This window comes from Flexivirga oryzae (genome assembly GCF_014190805.1).
Classification (GTDB): domain Bacteria; phylum Actinomycetota; class Actinomycetes; order Actinomycetales; family Dermatophilaceae; genus Flexivirga; species Flexivirga oryzae.
The window spans coordinates 541,140-557,950 of record NZ_JACHVQ010000002.1 but is presented as its reverse complement, the minus strand read 5'-3'; the positions used below and the strand labels follow the sequence as shown (position 1 = coordinate 557,950).

Below are 16,811 nucleotides of genomic sequence, written 5' to 3'. Positions count from 1 at the left end.
GATGTCGCCGATGTCGCGACTCACCGGTCAACGATCACGAGCCCGATTGTGTCAACCATGACCCGACTCACCGGTCAACGATCACCCCGAAAACCGCAGGTCAGACCCGTCATCGATGTCGTGAAACTCAACACCTCCGCCTCCGCAAGACGCCGATGGACCCCGACACGTTTTTCGTCGGGGGTCCATCCGCGACGGCTCCCTCCGCCTCCGCCAGAAGAGTCAGGTTGGAACCCTCGCTGAGCGAAAGCTCGGCGAGGGGGACGGCCCGACCTGACTCTGAGGATCGACCGGCTGCGGCTTGCGTGTGGAGACCCTTGGGGTCTCTTTTTCGTTGGCGAGCCGTGCTGTTCGGGTGACGGCGGCGACTGGTCCGGTCAGGGGCGCGTCGGCCATCACGACGTGGTTGGTGTCCACCACGAGGTTTCGATGGGGAGCCGCTATTCCTTCTCTTTGCGCGGGTCAGTCGGTGAAGTTGCGCCAGGACTGGCCCACCGCGTCGTTCATGGCACGGCGGGTCGCCTTCCAGGCGGCAGTGACTTCCTCATCCGCTTGCTCCAACCGGGCGTGAACCTCCGCGGCGGTGCGCGGCGGTCCGTAGAGCCGGGCCTGATGTGCGCGCCACGAGGTGACGCCGCACACCACCGCCAGCAGGACCAGGACAACAACGGCGATGAGTATGCCGGTCATGTCAGGCCCGCCTGCGCATACGGTGCTCCAGCACCCGTAGCCGCGAGCGCAGCAGCGGATCCCCGGCCGCGAGGGTGTCGGCGTAGTCCGCCAACCCAGCAGCGACCGCCTGCGCGTGGACCACCGTTTCCGGGTCGAGAACCTCGCGGTCTTCACAGGTAACGACGCCGTTCTCGCTGCCGGTGTGCTCCGGGCCGGCAACTCCGACATGTTCGACGCGGCTCCGACGGCGGTGCCACCACGCGGCGACCAGCACCCCGAGCGGGGACCCGGATGCTACCGACGGCGGAATCGCCGCGCGGGCCGCCACTACGGCAACCGCGGTGGTGCTCACAGCCCGAACTCCGAGCCGAAGTTGCGCTGGATGCGCTCGACCTTCCCGATGAACGTCATCTCCAGCCGGGTCAGGATGGCGTTCTTGGTCTCATCGCCGCCGACCAGGGCGTGGCGGTAGTCGTCGATGTCGACCGCCCGTTCCATCATGCGGCCGGTCAAGGCCGCCTCGGCATCCACTTTCACCGCCGTCAGCTTGGTGTCGGCGACGACGCGGGCCACGGCGTTGTTGTGCTGCTTCTGCTCGCGGACCGGCAAACGCTGACCGGATCCCTGCCGGTGTAGCTCCATACTGCTCATGGACTGATTCCTTCTCTCAGGTGATGTTCGTGCTGGGGTTGTTCGGGCCGGGAATTCCCGGTGACAACGACGCTACGAACGCCCCGAACGCTTCACCATGGGCCGCGGCGGACTTGGAGTCTGGGGCGCGCAAAGTTGGAATCAGTCAGTCGGAGAAGGGAGGAACAGACGTGGCAGAGCCTGCGGTACAGCGTCCGGTGCGGCCGTACGCACCCAAGGACGTCCTCACCGACCTGCTCTACCTGCGCAAAGGACCCGGCTACACGCCGCAGCGGCTCGCCGGACGCCCAGCACTGGTCGGCGTGCTCGGCGGCCGGTCCGAAACACCCGAAGTGCTGCGAGAACGCCTAGAGATCCGCGATCTGCTCACTGCACGACAGCGATGCCGACCTCCTGTTGGACGTCTATGGCCTGGATCCCGAGACCAACGGCATAGCCAGCCTCGGACCGCGGCGCGACGTCGCCGGTAGACGGCTGGGAATCCGGAGAGAAGCCGTCGCCGATCGGGACGCTGCTGCGGTCGAGAAGCTGCTGCGGCAACTCCTCACCGGCTGGTACCCCAAGTCCCCGATGGGTATCCGGATCCCCGAATCGCACAACAGGTTCGTCCAGCACGCCGTCAGCGTCACCACGTACGTCCGGGACCGCAAACACCTCGAATCCCGGCACCACTACCGACTTTTCGCCCTCTTCGACGGAGTCGAGTACCCTCGCCTGGAGCAGCGCCGAACCAACACCACCTGTGGTCGTCGGCGACCAGTTCACGGTTCGCACCATGCAGACGACCGGCGGATACCTCCACCAGTTCTGGCACAAGGCGCCCATGCGACGAGGCCAGACCTACGACTTGGCCTTCCGCGTGGTCAACCCAGACCCGACCAACGATCCCTACTGGCTGCACGAGGAAAGTCTCGCCTTCCACGAACCGACCCGCTTCGCCACGTTCGAGGTGGTCTTCCTCGGCGAGGTGCCAGCCATCACGTGGGCGTTCTCAGGGCTGACCGCGCTCGAACGACCGGGCCCGCCAACCAGAGACACCACGCTCGAGGTGACCGCACGCGGCACCACCGCGGCCCAGTTTCGCGACATCTACGGCGGCCTGTACTGCGGGGTGGCCTGGGAGTGGTAGATAGTCAGTCAGCGCTGCCGGCAAACTTAGCTAGTTCGTCCCATTCTTTCGACGCCGCACTTGCGACCTTGGGATATTGACTTGAGGTTAATTCTTCGGCAATTGCGCAAGCGAGGACCATGTCCCTATTGCCCAGATTCTGAAGAGACCTCACTGCAACGCTCTGTTCAATCTCGTTACCAGTGGCCAGACCCCGCACCAAGGCAGGAAAAGAAGCCGAGGACTCAAGAAAGCTATCGATGGCTTCGGCCCCGAGGCGCCGTTCGACAGCAGCTCCTCGCGGAATGCGGACCCTAAGGGACCAGTCCAGTCCGTCGAGAGCTCCAGTCGACACGGGGTCGAAAATCCGACCAAGGCGCCGAATCAGGCGCCAGCTGGGTCGCCGGTGATAGGGGGCTAACTCCGGTCCCTCGGCCATGGGTACAACTTACAAGAGTGCTGAGCATATTTCATATGCTTATTATACATTAGTTGTCGTCCACGAATGTCGGATTGAAATGGCGTTCGATAAATTCGATGTACTCGAAATTGTATTCTGAGCCCTGAAATGTAATGCAGCCGAGGCCGAGAATGATGACCTGTCGATCAGTGATATCCCAACTTGAGACGAGAGACGTGAGCATAATTTCGGTCTGCTCGATTCGCGTCGCGTCTTCCGTAACCCCATCAGCCGTGACGTAATTCGTGTACGAGGTGCGAAAGCGTCTTCGAACCTCAGCACTACTGAATTTGTCTACAGCAAGAATTCTGTCGGCAAGTATCGGGAAATATCCTTTTATGTTCTCACGTTCGGTTCGAATATACTCACTAGTCAGCCTGTCCTGCCAGCGGACTAGATAGTTGCGGCTTGAGGTGAAGCGCTCGCCACGGAGAAAGCCGGCTGGTGGCCCGTCATCGTCTTTGAAGAGGTGCTTGATCTGAACGGATAACCAAACTCCTGTTAGTAGTGCACCCGCGAGCGCAGGAAGGCCTGCCCACCACGAAAGCTCGAACTTTCCCCACCACTTTGCGCGAATACTGCCTGCACCAACAACTGGGACCCACAGGATGAGCTCCATCGTACCGAAATAGAGCGCAAAAGACTTCGCGAGTGTCTTCCCGCCAGGGTCGTCGCGTTTCCCTCGTAGAACAGGGGCATTGAAGCGGCATAGACTTCGGTGTTCGAACGCGAACCATGCTGCGACTGCGAGCACACAGAGGCTCGCCACCAGGCAGAAGAGCACAAGTATGCCCTCTGCTTAGGATCGCACTGAAAGGTGCTCGACGGCCCTTGTTCGCATGTAGTTTGGCGCACCCGCTACGGACGTGACGGAGAGTTCTCCATTTTCGACTAGCTCATCAAGCAACTTAAGGGTAACGCCCACCGGGAGGTCGAGTGAGGTTGCGAATTCCCAGGCAGGCACAGCGACGTTCACTGAAGCGATGCGAAGAAGATCGTCCTTCCCGTTCTCGTCCAGTGGACTGCGCAGCGTGGCACCAAGCGTGCGCATGCAGTCGACAGCCAAGAGGCTGTTCAGGAAAACGCCAGTAACAGCCTGGACAACGTCGGCGCCAGCCTCATGCATGGATATGAATGATTCGGGGTCGGTGACGCCACCCACTCCGACAATGACAAACTTCGCGTCGTTATCGTCCCGGTATTGCTTGCAAGCGCGCACGAACTCAGTCGCCAACGATTGGATGGCGGTCCCGCCTATCCCGGCGATTGTGCGCTCGCCGAAGTACGCCGCACCTCCGCCAGCGGCTGACTCCACCGGGTGCGCAACCGTATTGATCCCGGAAATAAAGTCCAAGTGGCTTGCGGCCCCTTCAAGGAACGTAACAAGGTTGCCGTGCTCCAAGTGCGAAAGTTTTACGCCGAGCTTGACGGAATCGCCAAGCTCGGCGTGAACTCGCGTGACAATATCGATCGCCAGATCGATGTCGTAGCAAAGCGGCGGGGTGGGCTCGCCCTTCCTGCCGAGTGTGTTCGGGCAGGACAAGTTGAGTTCAACGAACTCTGCACCCGCCGAGATGGCGTGACGAGTAACCGCTACGAAGTCCGCAATCAAGACATCTGTGTTTCGGGCGCCTCGGTCGCTGTTGTAGTCCTCACCGAGGACGCTGCAGATGAGAACCTGCCCGTCGTCCGCGGCCGCTGCCGCAGCGCGGAAGTCCGTAATCCACTCGACCGGGTCCGGGCTCGGCACGCCGAAAGAATTCGCAGAACTGTCTGCTTCGGAAAGGGTGGTTTCGGGGTTAACCGTCACCACTGTGTTCGGGTCATCGATTGCCTCGATGTCGTACGAGTTGAGCAAAGCCCAGTTCGGACGTGGATGCGGTCCGATAAACCGAGAGCGCACGGTCTTGTAAGTCACGACGTTGTACCCGGCTTCGAACAAGCGCTGCACACAACGGGCGTTCGTAGTCAGGCCCGAGGCGGCAACCCCGATGGGGAACCCGATGCGGTGCCCCAGGAAGGGCCACCGTGAGCCGATCCAGGATGGCACGTTCTCTGGCAAGGTGCCGGACGGAGACTTGGCGTTCGCCTCATGATCGGCGTACACCTTGTAGGCAGGCTGCAGAAGGCGGTACTTGGCAAGTAAGGACGACTGATCGGCGTAGTACAGGTACTCGATGAGGTCGCCAAGCACGTCGGGCGCATCTTCGCCCATCATGTCGGGGTCTGCCACGACGGCGTCGCGGACCGTGCGTGCAACTCGGCCGGGCAGCCCAGCCTCGAGGGCAGCGGGGAGTTCCTGATCGAGCGCGTCAAGCGGGCCACCGTCGTCCGAGAGGTCGCTCAGAAGCGCACGGAGGACCGCGCGTTCTTCACGGGGCGCGAAGTCGCCCCATTGGGATCGGACCTCTTCAGGTTCAACTGCCGGGGGGCCAGTCAACCAGTTGGTGGCGGTGTCCTCGGACACGTCAGTCATCTCCATTCGCGCGACCTCGACGCTCTGCGAGGTCGCGCTCCGCCTCTGCGAGGTAGTCATCGGGGAAGACCCAGACTTCCCGGAGACCATAGGCTACTACTGGCGGCTTGGGGATGATGCCCTGCCTGACGTAGTTCCTGATGGTCCTGGTCGAGACCCCGAACACGGGCACCATATCGGCAATGGTGCGGTGTTGGACTCCGTTCACAGTAATCAATGTCTGCCCGTCCGTTCGTCAGCCTTTGCCTGGGCATCATAACGGTAACGGGGCTCGCGAAGTTCCTGGTAGTCCGAGTGTTGGGGAAAGTTCTTCCCGTCGCAACCTACGTGAATGGTGCTGACGGTACGAATGTTCCTTACCCTTCGTACTATATCTCATCATTCGGTTCGGGGGCGATCCGCCCATTTGCGATAGTCCCCGTCGAAGGCTTCTTCAGGTCAACTCTCGGAGTGACGCCTTGGCTTTGGCGAACCCAGTGACTCGGGCCTCAGGTACTGCAAGGTCCCGGCAACTGGACCAGTTACGCGCTCGGAGCATGGTCGACGTACGTCTCGAAATATGAGACGACATGACCAGACTGCGGACCGCTGGAGCGAGATGCTCGTGGACCCCATGGGGAGCAGACGCCCGTCAGGTTCGTAGGTGTGAGTCATGGATGTGGCGTCTCCGCGTTTCCGCAGGTCAAGCTGGTCTCTGGTGTGCTGCGGAACGACCCGGTACTTGGTAGCGACCTTCTGGATCGACATCCCGGCCTGATAGTCAGCTACGAGCTGAGCAACTTGGGCCGCGCTGAGCCGGTGCTGGCGCCGCCGAGGCGGGGATTGCCGCCGTACGACGGGGGTTGCTGGAGTGCCCGCCGCCAGCACTCGCGCCACCCGATCCCAGACTGATTGGGTCCATCCTTCTGTCAGTTGGCCCGCAAACGACGTTGGACCCCGACATGCTTTTCGTCGGGGTCCAACGTCGTTTTTTGGATACGCGGGATTTGGGAGGAGCGAGGGAGCGTAGCGACTGAGCGACGGCTCCCTCCGCCTCCGTCTCTCTAGAGTGAATTCATGACCCGGCGACATGCTGTTGCCCGACTCGGGAGTGTCGCCGTCGTCGGATCGGGTCCGAACGGTCTGGCGGCGGCGGTGACGCTCGCGCGGGCCGGGCTGGCGGTCGAGGTCTTCGAGCGCAACGACTGGGCCGGTGGTGGCGCGGCGACCCGCGAGATCACCCTGCCCGGTTTCCGGCACGACGTGGCCAGTGCCGTGCACCCGATGGCGCTCGCCAGCCCGTTCTTCCGGGAGTTCGGGCTCGCCCGCCGGATCGACCTGGTGGTGCCGGAGGTGTCGTTCGCGCACCCGCTGCCCGGGCGCGGCGGGCACGGTTACCGCGACCTGGATCGGACGGCCGCGGACCTCGGCCGGGACGGCCCGGCATACCGCCGGCTGCTGCGCCCGTTGGTCGATCACCTGGACGGCGTCGTCGACCTGGCGATGAACCCGCTGCTCCGGCTGCCCCGCGATCCGCTCGCCGCGGGGTTGTATGGCGTGAGGGTCGCCGAGGCGGGTTCGCCGGCATGGGGCGCGCGCTTCGACGGGGACATCGCGCCGGCGATGCTGACCGGTTGCGCGGCGCATGCCATCGGCCGCCACCCCGGTCCGGCCGCGGCCGGCGGCGGACTGCTGCTGGCCGCCACGGCACACCGCGCGGGCTGGCCGATCCCGGTCGGCGGTTCGCAATCGATCACCGATGCGCTCGTGGCCGACCTGCGGGCGCACGGTGGTCGGCTGCGCCTCGGCACCGAGGTGACCGAGCTGCGACAGCTGGACGGCTTCGACGCCGCCGTCCTCGACGTCTCCGCCCGGGCGCTCGCGACACTCGGCGGTGACCGGCTGCCGGACCGCTACCGCCGCGCGTTGGCCCGCTTCCGGCCCGGCGACGGCGTCTCGAAGGTCGACTTCGCCCTGGCCGGCCCGGTGCCGTGGAGCGACCCGGTGGTCGGTCAGGCACCGACGGTGCACCTGGGCGGGACCCGGGCGCAGATCGCGGCAGCGGAGCGGATGGTGCTGCGGGGCGGCATACCCGAGCACCCCTACGTGCTGGTCGCGCAGCCGAGCGTGGTCGACCCGTCGCGTGCCCCCGACGGGAAGGCCGTGCTGTGGGCCTACCTGCACGTGCCGTTCGGCAGCGACTTCGACGCGACCCAGGCGGTGACGGCCGCCGTCGAGGAGCACGCGCCGGGCTTCCGTGACCTCGTCCTGGCGAGCACGGCGACCCCGGCGACGGAGCTGGGGGCCGCGGTCAGCGCGAACTTCGCCGGCGGCGACTTCGCCAGCGGCGCCATCACGATGCGCCAGCTGATCAAGCGGCCGGTGCTGTCGCCGGTGCCGTGGCGGACTCCGCTGTCAGGTGTCTACCTGGCCTCGGGGGCCACGTCGCCCGGCCCGGCCGTGCACGGTATGGCGGGCTGGCACGCGGCGCGAACCCTCCTGTCGGACAACGGTTTCGAGGTGCCGCAGCTCGGCCCGGGAGTCACCACGACACGGCGCTGATGAAGTCCGTCGACGGACGGGCGAGCCATTGGGTGACGCGCATGACCAGTGCGAGGTCGGCCTGTTTGGCCCCGCGCAGGTTGGTCAATCGGCTCGGTGTGCAGCCGATGACGTCCGCGAGTTGCGCCCAGGTCATCTCGCGGGCGCGGCGCTCGTCGTTGACAGCGGCGTGCAGCGCCGGCAGATCCCACCGCAGCCGCTTGTCGGGGCCGGCCTTCGGCAGGTGGACCTTCCCGACGTCGACCATGTCGCCGGTGAGGAACTCCTCCGGTGCCCTGCCCATCCACCGGAGGAGGAACAGCGCGTATTGACAGGAGGTCTCACCACGCGCCGACAAACGCCCGATCGCACCGCCGCACATCGGATGGTCCTGTGGTCGCTGCGCGTTCAGCGACACCGACTGGTCCCACACCTGGTCCGCCAGGTCGTACCAGCCGAGGTCCCCCTGCACGCGTTGGGTGTCGAGGGCTGTCGTGAATGCCGCGAAGTCGAAGTCGGGGAGCGCCATACTGCTGACGCTACCCGCGGCTAACGACACCGGTGCGCGTGTTTGCAGCGTCACTCGGCGGGGGCCGGGGCGGGGTCGTCAGCCACGGGCGCGGGGCGCTGCGCGAACCACTTGCGCAGCATCACGAAGCGGATGATCGTGGCGACGACGTTGCCGGCGAACTGCACGACCGACTGCGTCCCGTGCGACGCGTGCGGGTCGGCCCGGGCGAGCAGCCACAGCGCCAGCGCGGTCATCGCCCACATGATCAGCCACAGCACGAGCCCCTGCAGTTGGGCGACGCCCGCGCCTTCCCGGGTGCGCACCCCGAAGGTGTAGCGCCGGTTGGCCGCGGTGTTGAAGACCGTGGTGATGATCAGCGCCAGGGCGTTGGCGAGCTGGGTGTTGATCGTCAGGTTGAGCAGGTAGAACAGCACGACGTTGGCCAGGGTGCTGGCCACCCCGATCACCGCGAAGCTGCTCAACTGGTGACTCAGGCGGGTATGGCGCGCGCCCGTCATACCGACACCCGCGGATCGCTCGGCTGTGCGGCCGGGGTCGGGCCCGACGTGTTCTGCCGGCGCGGCAGCCGGATCGAGAAGACCGTCTCGCCCGGCCGGGAACTGACCTCGACGGTGCCGTGGTGCGCGGCGACGACCGCGGAGACGATGGACAGGCCCAGCCCGGTCGACCCCTCGGTGCGGGTGCGCGCCGCGTCGCCGCGGGTGAAGCGCTCGAAGATGTGCGGCACCAGATCGGCGGGTATGCCGGGGCCGTCGTCCCGGACCTGCAGCTGGACGCTGTCGCCCTGCGGCTGCACCGACACCACGACGTGGGTCCCGGCGGGCGTGTGCTTGCGGGCGTTGCCGAGCAGGTTGATCAGGATCTGCCGGATGCGCGCCTCGTCCGCCTCGATCTCGACACCCTCCTCGGGCAGGTCCAGCGCCCACTGGTGGTCCGGCCCGGCGGCCCGCGCGTCGCTGACGGTCTCGATCGCGATGATCGGCAGCTCCACCGGCTGGAAGTCGAGCTGGCGGCCCGCGTCCAGCCGGGCCAGCAGCAGCAGGTCCTCCACGAGGGTCGTCATCCGGCCGGCCTCGGACTCGATGCGGCCGAGGGCGTGGGTGACACCGGGCGGCACCGGTTCGGTCTCCCGGCGGGAGAGTTCGGCATACCCCCGGATCGACGCCAGCGGGGTGCGCAGTTCGTGGGAGGCGTCCGCGACGAACTGCCGCACCTGCATCTCGCTGGTCTGCCGGGCGGTCAGTGCGTTGTCGATGTGGTCGAGCATGTCGTTGAGTGCCGCACCGACCTGTCCGACCTCGGTGCGCTCGTCGGTGTCGCGCGGTTCGACGCGCTCGGACATCACGACCTCACCGGAGGACAGGGGGAGTTTGGCGACGCGGGTCGCAGTGCCGGCGACGCGGCGCAACGGTTCGAGGTTGCGCTGGATCAGCCAGGTCGCCGCCAGCGCCACCAGGATGACGCCGGAGCCGCTCAGCAGCGCGATCGAGACGGCGGTCTTGCGGATGGTCGACACGTTGTCGTTGATCGGCAGCCCGACAATCGTGGTGACCTCGGCGCGGTATTCGTTGCCGGTGTTCAGCGACCGCAGCGTCTGCAGGTGGTTGACCGCGATGAGCTGGTAGGTGCCGAGCGTGCCGAGGTCCACCGCCTTGGGGTCGTGCCCGATGCCGGCCTTGATCAGCTTCTGGCGTTGTGCGGCGGTGAGCTGGGTGCTGCCGCCGAGTTTGTAGACCGTCGCGCTGAGGACGCTCTGCTGCGTCTGGTTGTCGAAGCGGTAGACCGCGTCGCCATTGGTCTGGAAGTCGAAGCGCAGCGAGTTTCCCCCGGCCAGACCGACGTTGCCGCTGTTGTTCCCCGGCCCGCTGCCGTTCCCCGGGCCCTCGATCGCCAGTTGCGCCGACTGCAGCTGGTGGTTGACGCTCGACATGAGCGTGCGGTTCAGCTGCCAGACGGTCAACGCGCCGACGGCGACGGTGACGGCGATGAAGAGCAGCAGCATCCACGCGACGAGCTTCGTGCGGAGGGTCCACCGGCTGGGTCGCCAGATTGCGTGTGCGGTCATGGGATGCGCCGAGACTGCCGGGCCTCGCTCAGCCGGCCGGTTTGAGGACGTAACCCGCACCGCGCATGGTGTGGATCATCGGCTCGCGACCGGCGTCGATCTTCTTGCGCAGGTAGGAGATGTAGAGCTCGACGACGTTGGCCTGGCCACCGAAGTCGTAGTGCCACACCCGGTCCAGGATCTGCGCCTTGGACAGGACCCGCTTCGGGTTGCGCATCAGGTAGCGCAACAGCTCGAACTCGGTTGCGGTCAGGTTGATCTCGTCGTCCCCCCGGAAGACCTCGTGGCTGTCCTCGTCCAGTCGCAGGTCGCCGACGACCAGCATCGAGGAGTTGTCCTCACTCATGACCACCGACCGGCGCAGCAGTGCTCGCACCCGCGCCACGACCTCCTCCAACGAGAACGGTTTGGTGACGTAGTCGTCGCCACCTGCGGTCAACCCGGCGACCCGGTCCTCCACCGCGTCGCGTGCGGTGAGGAACAGGACCGGCACGGTCGGGTCCTCGTCGCGCAGCCGGCGCAGCACCTCCATGCCGTCGAAGTCGGGGAGCATCATGTCGAGCACGACGGCGTCGGGGCGGAAGTCCTTGGCGGTGCGGACGGCGCCGGACCCGGTGCCGGCGCTCTTGATGTCCCAGCCCTCGTAGCGCAGTGCCATCGACAGCAGCTCGGTCAGGTTGCTCTCGTCGTCCACGACGAGCACCCGGACGGGGGAACCGTCGGGTCGTTTCAGGCCAGATGCAGTGCTCATACCTGTCACTTTGTCGCCCTTCACTGTGCGCGGACCCGGTCAAGTCTATGACGATCCTGTGTGGAATCTGTATGGCGAAAAACCGGCCGGTCGCGCACGATGGGTGCAGGTGGTGGTGATCGTGAGACCGGACCCCGGACCGACCCGACGCACGGTGCTGACGCTGCTCGGTGCCGTCACGGGCACCGCTGCGGTCGGCGCGTGCGCCACCGGCAGCGCTCAGCAGGCACCCGATTCGGTGCGGGCGGGCACCGGACGGTCGACCGCCGAGCGGCCCACCGGCGGTGTGCGCGATGTCATCACCGGACTCACGGCACCCTGGTCGGTCGTGTGGGCGGGCGGCGCACCGCTGATCAGCCAGCGTGACGACGCCCGCATCCGCCAGTTGGTCGACGGTGAGCTGCGTGCGGTCTTCACCGTGCCCGGCGTGCGGCACGGCGGCGAGGGCGGCCTGCTCGGTATGGCGGTGCGCGGCGACTGGCTGACCGTCTACTACACCGGCAGCGACGACGCGAACCACGTCGCACGGTGGCGCTGGTCGAAGCGATCGGGGACCGTGCGGTTGACGGGGCGGCAGCAGATCCTGGACGGCATACCGGCCGGTGTGGTGCACGACGGGGGACGGGTCGAGTTCGGACCGGACGGCAAGCTCTACGTCTCGGTCGGCGACACCACCCAGCGCGAATTGGCCCAGGACAGGGGCAGTCTCGCGGGCAAGATCCTCCGCATGGAGCCGGACGGGTCGGTGCCGTCGGACAACCCGTTCCCCGGCAGCCGGGTCTGGTCGATGGGCCACCGCAACGTGCAGGGTATGGCGTGGGCGGCCGACCGGACGATGTTCGCGGTGGAGTTCGGCGAGAACACCTGGGACGAGCTCAACGTCATCGTGCCCGGAGGCAACTACGGCTGGCCGGTCCACGAGGGTCGCGCGGACGACCCGAAGTACCGCAACCCGGTGCAGCAGTGGCCGACCGGAGAGGCGTCCCCGAGCGGGATGGCGATCCGGGGCGACACCATCTACATCGCCTGCCTGCGCGGCGAGCGGCTGCGCGCGGTGCCGGTGCCGGAACCGAGCACCTCGAAGTCCTACTTCGTCGGCACCTACGGCCGGCTGCGCGACGTCGAGGTCGCCCCGGACGGGTCGTTGTGGGTGCTGACCAACAACACCGACGGCCGGGGCGACCCGAAACCCGGCGACGACCGGATCCTGCGGGTGGACCCCGCTACTTTGTCGCGGTGACGCGGCGCAGCCCCTGGCGCATCTCGGGGGCGCGCAACCGGGCCGCGTCGCTCTCGGTGTCGGTCTCCAGCTCCTGGGACTTCCGCTCGGCCTCCACACGCTCCCGGTAGGTCTGGACCTCCTTGCGCTTGGCCTCCTCGTCCCAGCCGAGCACCTCGGCCATGATGTCGGCGGTCTCCTGCGCCGCGTCGACGCCGCGGTGCTTGGTCTCGATCGACATCCGGGTGCGCCGCGCCAGCACGTCGGCCAGGTGCAGGGCACCTTCGTGGGTGACCGCGTACTTCAACTCGACCCGCAGGTAGGTCTCGGCGGACTTCACCGGCTTGAGCAGGGTGTCGTCCTCGGCGGCCAGCGCCAGCACCTCCTCCAGCCGGGACCCGTAGCGGCCGAGCAGGTGCTCGATCCGCCAGGACGGCAGGCCGGTCTGCTCGGACAGCTCGTGGGTGAGGTTGAGCATGGCGGCATACCCGTCCGCGCCGATCAGCGGGACGTGTTCGGTGACCGACTCCTTGATCTCGCCGAGGTCCTTGCCGGCGATGTCGATCGCGTCCTTGGCCATCACCCGGTAGGTGGTGTACTTGCCGCCGGCGATCGACACCAGTCCCGGCTGCGGGCGGGCCACCGCGTGCTCGCGGGACAACTGGCTGGTGTTCTCGCTCTCGCCGGCGAGCAGCGGACGGAGCCCGGCGTAGACGCCGAGGATGTCGTCCTTGGTGATCGGCGTCGCGAGCACCGAATTGGCGTGCTCCAGCAGGTATTCGATGTCCGCGGCGGTCGCCGCCGGGTGTGCCAGATCGTGCGTCCAGTCGGTGTCGGTCGTGCCGATGAGCCACTGCTGGCCCCACGGTATGACGAACAGCACCGACTTCTCGGTGCGCAGGATCAGCCCGACCTCGCCCGCGATGCGATCACGGGGCACCAGGATGTGGATGCCCTTCGACGCACGGACCCGGAAACGGCCCCGACCGCCGCTCATCTTCTGCACGTCGTCGGTCCACACGCCGGTCGCATTGACGACCACCTTGGCGTGCACCTCGATCCGCTCGTCGGTCTCGACGTCGCGCACCACGGCGCCGACCACCCGGTCCGCCTCCCGCAGGATCTCCACCACCTCGGTCGAGGTGCGCACCACGGCGCCGTAGTGCGCCGCGGTCCGCGCGACGGTCATCGTATGGCGGGCGTCGTCGGCCTGCGCGTCGTAGTAACGGACCGCGCCGACCAGCGAGTCGGACTTCAGGCTGGGGAAGAGCTTGAGCGCGCCGCCGCGCGTCAGATGCTTCTGCCGCGGCACCGACCGCGCCCCACCCATCTGGTCGTACATCGCCAAACCCGTTGCCACGTAAGGGCGTTCCCACCCCCTGTGGGACAGCGGGTAAAGGAACGAGACCGGGTGCACCAGGTGCGGCGCGATCGTCGTCAGCATCAGCTCGCGCTCTCGCAGCGCCTCCGCCACCAGACCGAAGTTCATCTGCTCCAGGTAGCGCAGCCCGCCGTGGAAGAGTTTGCTGCTGCGGGACGACGTGCCGCTGGCCAGGTCGCGCGACTCCACCAGTGCGGTGCGCAGTCCGCGGGTGGCAGCGTCGAGTGCCGCTCCGGAGCCGGTGACCCCGCCACCGATGACCAGTACGTCGAACTCGTTCTCCTGCAACTCTTTCCATGCCTGCGCGCGCTCTGCCGGCCCGAGCCGAGAGCTGCCCAGCTGCATCACCATGGGTTCTCCTCCTGTATGCCGACCCGCGGACGGCTGACGTCTTTCACTCTAGGTACCCCGGTCGTCGATGTCTCAGTCGACGTCGACCCAGTCGAGCGTGCGCTGCACGGCCTTCTGCCACCCGGCGTAGCCGCTGGCCCGTTGCTCGTCGCTCCACTCCGGATCCCACCGCGTTGCTTCGTTCCAGTTGGCGCGCAGCTCGTCGGTGTTGCTCCAGAAACCGGTCGCCAGCCCGGCGGCGTATGCCGCGCCCAGGGCGGTGGTCTCGGCGACGACCGGGCGTGACACCGGCACACCGAGGATGTCCGCCTGCAACTGCATGCACAGGCTGTTGGCGGTGACACCGCCGTCGACCTTGAGCACGTCCAACGTCACGCCGGAGTCCTTGGCCATCGCGTCGGCGACGTCTTTGCTCTGGTAGCAAATGGATTCGAGCGTCGCCCGCGCGAGATGCGCGTTGGTGTTGAAGCGCGACATACCGACGATCGCGCCGCGTGCGTCGGAGCGCCAGTAGGGGGCGAACAGGCCGGAGAACGCCGGGACGAAATACATCCCACCGGTGTCCTCGACCTGACGGGCCAGCTGCTCGGTCTCGGCCGCGCCGGAGATGATGCCGAGTTGATCGCGCAGCCACTGGACGGCGCTGCCGGTCACGGCGATCGAGCCTTCCAGCGCGAACACGGCAGGGGCGTCGCCGAACTTGTACGCCGGGGTCGTGAGCAGACCGCTCTTGCTGCGCACGATCTCCTCGCCGGTGTTCATCAGCAGGAAGTTGCCGGTGCCGTAGGTGTTCTTCGCCGCCCCGGGGGCGAAGCAGACCTGCCCGACGGTCGCGGCCTGCTGGTCGCCGAGGTCGCCGCACAACGGCACCTCGCCGCCGACCGGCCCCGATCGCTGCGTGGTCCCGTAGAAGTCGGGGTCGGAGCTGGGCCGGATCGTCGGCAGCATCGAGCGCGGGATGCCGAAGAACGACAACAGCTCGTCGTCCCAGTCGAGCGTCTCGAGGTTCATCAGCATGGTGCGGCTGGCGTTGGTCACGTCGGTGACGTGCACGCCGCCGTCCGTGCCGCCGGTGAGGTTCCACAGCACCCAGCTGTCGGTGTTGCCGAAGATCGCGTCGCCAGCCTCGGCGGCTTCTCGGAGCCCGTCGACGTTCTCCAGCATCCACTGGACCTTGCCCGCGGAGAAGTACGTCGCCGGCGGGATGCCCGCCTTCTGCCGGATCACGTCACCCTTGCCCTCCCGTTCCAGGGCCGACGCGATCTTGTCGGTGCGGGTGTCCTGCCAGACGATCGCGTTGTAGTAGGGGCGGCCGGTCTTCTTGTTCCACACCACCGCGGTCTCGCGCTGGTTGGTGATGCCGATCGAATCCAGGTCGGACGCCTGCAGGTTCGCGTTCGCCAGGGCGCCGCCGATGACGGTGCGGGTGCGGTCGATGATCTCCAGCGGACTGTGTTCGACCCAGCCGGCCTGCGGCATGATCTGCTCGTGCTCGAGCTGGCGTTTGGCGATCTCGTTGCCGCTGTGGTCGAAGATCATGAAACGGGTGCTGGTCGTGCCCTGGTCGAGGGCTCCTACGAAGTCGGCCATGGTCTCTCCTTGCAAGTGGTGGCGTGTGGGGTTGTGGTGGCGGAAGGGTCAGTCCTCGTCGTCGGTTTCTGTCACCTTCTCAGGTTCTTCGTGCGGTTCGCCGAGTTGGGCCCGCACGTCGAGCACCTTGCCGATCAGGAGGTCGTAGACGACGATGCCGATCACGCCGCCGATCAGCGGCCCGACGATGGGCACCCACATGTAGTTGCTGAAACTTCCCGGGACGGATCCGGGCAGGGCGAGTTTGCCGAAGCCGGCGAGGCCGGCGAACAGGCGCGGACCGAGGTCACGTGCCGGGTTGATCGCATATCCGGCGTTCGCGCCGAAGCTCATGCCGATCGCGGCGACGGCGAAGCCGATGACGAGCGGACCCAGGTTGGCCTTGACGATCGTGTTGCGGGCGTCCACGACCGCGGCGATGCACAGCAACAGCAGTGCGGTGCCGATGATCTGGTCGAGCAGTGGCCCCCACATCGAGCCGTGGAACGCCCCGGACGGGAAGGTCGCGAAGATCGAGAAGGTGGCGTTCGTGTGCCCGTTCACCAGGACGGTCCCCGCCTTGGCCGCGGCCGCGTGATCGTAGGCGTTGATGGAGTCGTGGTAGTTCCACCAGACCAGTGCCGCACCGACGAAGGCACCGACCACCTGGGCGAGCGAGTAGGGGAGCACCTTGCGCCAGGGGAACTTGCGCCGTACGGCGAAGGCCAGCGTGACCGCCGGGTTCAGGTGCGCACCGGTGACACCACCGGCGATGTAGACCCCGAAGCAGACCGCGAAGGCCCAGCCCCAGGTGATCAGCAGCCAGTCGCCGGAGGCCAGGAAGATCGTGGTCGACGTCTCCGCCCGGCCGGACGCCGGGAGTGCCGCCACGGCCATGGCGACCACGCCGTCGCCGAAGAGGATCAGCACGCAGGTGCCGAGGAATTCCGCCGCGCACTCGCCCCACAGGCCGCCCAGGCGTTTCAGCCCGAGGCCGGTCTTCAACGGTGCGGTGACGGCGCTCATCGTGTGCTCACCCCGTGGAGCGGGTGGGAA

At 66.7% G+C, this 16,811-nt stretch carries 16 protein-coding genes; 3 read left to right on the top strand and 13 right to left on the bottom strand.

Going from position 1 to position 16,811, the window contains the following annotated elements:
* Window positions 1-462: 462 nt before the first annotated feature.
* From FHU39_RS15700 to FHU39_RS15685, 4 genes are all read right to left on the bottom strand, one after another.
* Window positions 463-690 carry a hypothetical protein gene (locus FHU39_RS15700; RefSeq protein WP_183321516.1) on the bottom strand — a complete coding sequence of 76 codons (228 nt, stop codon included), beginning with the start codon at window positions 688-690 and terminating at the stop codon, window positions 463-465.
* A 1-nt stretch (window position 691) separates the two neighbouring features.
* Window positions 692-1,024 (bottom strand): hypothetical protein, encoded by a 333-nt coding sequence (locus tag FHU39_RS15695; protein ID WP_183321515.1) that lies wholly within the window; start codon window positions 1,022-1,024, stop codon window positions 692-694.
* The gene (locus FHU39_RS15690) at window positions 1,021-1,323 is read right to left on the bottom strand and encodes a hypothetical protein (RefSeq protein ID WP_183321514.1); all 303 of its coding nucleotides are present in this window, start codon (window positions 1,321-1,323) and stop codon (window positions 1,021-1,023) included. The genes FHU39_RS15695 and FHU39_RS15690 overlap by 4 nt, the downstream gene beginning before the upstream one ends.
* A gap of 366 nt (window positions 1,324-1,689) precedes the next feature.
* Window positions 1,690-2,088 carry a hypothetical protein gene (locus FHU39_RS15685; RefSeq protein ID WP_183321513.1) on the bottom strand — a complete coding sequence of 133 codons (399 nt, stop codon included), beginning with the start codon at window positions 2,086-2,088 and terminating at the stop codon, window positions 1,690-1,692.
* Window positions 2,089-2,098: 10 nt separating this feature from the next.
* Between FHU39_RS15685 and FHU39_RS15680 the strand changes: the two genes are divergently transcribed.
* Window positions 2,099-2,452 (top strand): hypothetical protein, encoded by a 354-nt coding sequence (locus FHU39_RS15680; protein ID WP_183321512.1) that lies wholly within the window; start codon window positions 2,099-2,101, stop codon window positions 2,450-2,452.
* 467 nt (window positions 2,453-2,919) lie between these two features.
* Here FHU39_RS15680 and FHU39_RS15675 read toward each other — a convergent pair whose 3' ends face one another.
* The gene (locus FHU39_RS15675; protein ID WP_183321511.1) at window positions 2,920-3,510 is read right to left on the bottom strand and encodes a hypothetical protein; all 591 of its coding nucleotides are present in this window, start codon (window positions 3,508-3,510) and stop codon (window positions 2,920-2,922) included.
* Window positions 3,511-3,690: 180 nt separating this feature from the next.
* A complete protein-coding gene (locus tag FHU39_RS15670) occupies window positions 3,691-5,358 on the bottom strand; it encodes a beta/alpha barrel domain-containing protein (protein ID WP_183321510.1) in 1,668 nt (555 codons plus the stop codon).
* A 1,065-nt stretch (window positions 5,359-6,423) separates the two neighbouring features.
* On the opposite strand from FHU39_RS15670, the gene FHU39_RS15665 reads away from it, so the two are divergent.
* Window positions 6,424-7,908, top strand: coding sequence for a phytoene desaturase family protein (locus FHU39_RS15665; RefSeq protein ID WP_183321509.1), 1,485 nt, complete (start codon window positions 6,424-6,426; stop codon window positions 7,906-7,908).
* Here the strand turns inward: FHU39_RS15665 and FHU39_RS15660 are convergent.
* From FHU39_RS15660 to FHU39_RS15645, 4 genes are read right to left on the bottom strand one after another with little or no spacing between them, the layout of a single operon-like run.
* Window positions 7,889-8,416 carry a hypothetical protein gene (locus tag FHU39_RS15660; protein WP_183321508.1) on the bottom strand — a complete coding sequence of 176 codons (528 nt, stop codon included), beginning with the start codon at window positions 8,414-8,416 and terminating at the stop codon, window positions 7,889-7,891. The two genes, FHU39_RS15665 and FHU39_RS15660, sit on opposite strands and share 20 nt — an antisense overlap.
* Before the next feature lie 50 nt (window positions 8,417-8,466).
* Window positions 8,467-8,916, bottom strand: coding sequence for a GtrA family protein (locus tag FHU39_RS15655; RefSeq protein ID WP_183321507.1), 450 nt, complete (start codon window positions 8,914-8,916; stop codon window positions 8,467-8,469).
* Entirely contained in the window at window positions 8,913-10,484 is a 1,572-nt protein-coding gene (locus tag FHU39_RS15650) for a sensor histidine kinase (RefSeq protein WP_183321506.1), read from the bottom strand. The genes FHU39_RS15655 and FHU39_RS15650 overlap by 4 nt, the downstream gene beginning before the upstream one ends.
* Before the next feature lie 28 nt (window positions 10,485-10,512).
* Window positions 10,513-11,235 (bottom strand): response regulator transcription factor, encoded by a 723-nt coding sequence (locus FHU39_RS15645; protein ID WP_281379742.1) that lies wholly within the window; start codon window positions 11,233-11,235, stop codon window positions 10,513-10,515.
* A gap of 112 nt (window positions 11,236-11,347) precedes the next feature.
* On the opposite strand from FHU39_RS15645, the gene FHU39_RS15640 reads away from it, so the two are divergent.
* The gene (locus tag FHU39_RS15640) at window positions 11,348-12,475 is read left to right on the top strand and encodes a PQQ-dependent sugar dehydrogenase (RefSeq protein WP_343065938.1); all 1,128 of its coding nucleotides are present in this window, start codon (window positions 11,348-11,350) and stop codon (window positions 12,473-12,475) included.
* On the opposite strand, the gene glpD is transcribed toward FHU39_RS15640, so the two are convergent.
* From glpD to FHU39_RS15625, 3 genes are all read right to left on the bottom strand, one after another.
* Window positions 12,459-14,186 carry a glycerol-3-phosphate dehydrogenase gene (gene glpD, locus FHU39_RS15635; RefSeq protein ID WP_183321505.1) on the bottom strand — a complete coding sequence of 576 codons (1,728 nt, stop codon included), beginning with the start codon at window positions 14,184-14,186 and terminating at the stop codon, window positions 12,459-12,461. The genes FHU39_RS15640 and glpD overlap by 17 nt on opposite strands.
* A 72-nt stretch (window positions 14,187-14,258) precedes the next feature.
* Complete coding sequence (gene glpK / locus FHU39_RS15630; protein ID WP_183321504.1) at window positions 14,259-15,776, bottom strand: glycerol kinase GlpK; 1,518 nt, start codon at window positions 15,774-15,776, stop codon at window positions 14,259-14,261.
* Between the two features lie 48 nt (window positions 15,777-15,824).
* Window positions 15,825-16,781: an MIP/aquaporin family protein gene (locus FHU39_RS15625; RefSeq protein ID WP_183321503.1), complete on the bottom strand. Its 957-nt coding sequence runs from the start codon at window positions 16,779-16,781 to the stop codon at window positions 15,825-15,827.
* Between the last annotated feature and the right edge of the window lie 30 nt (window positions 16,782-16,811).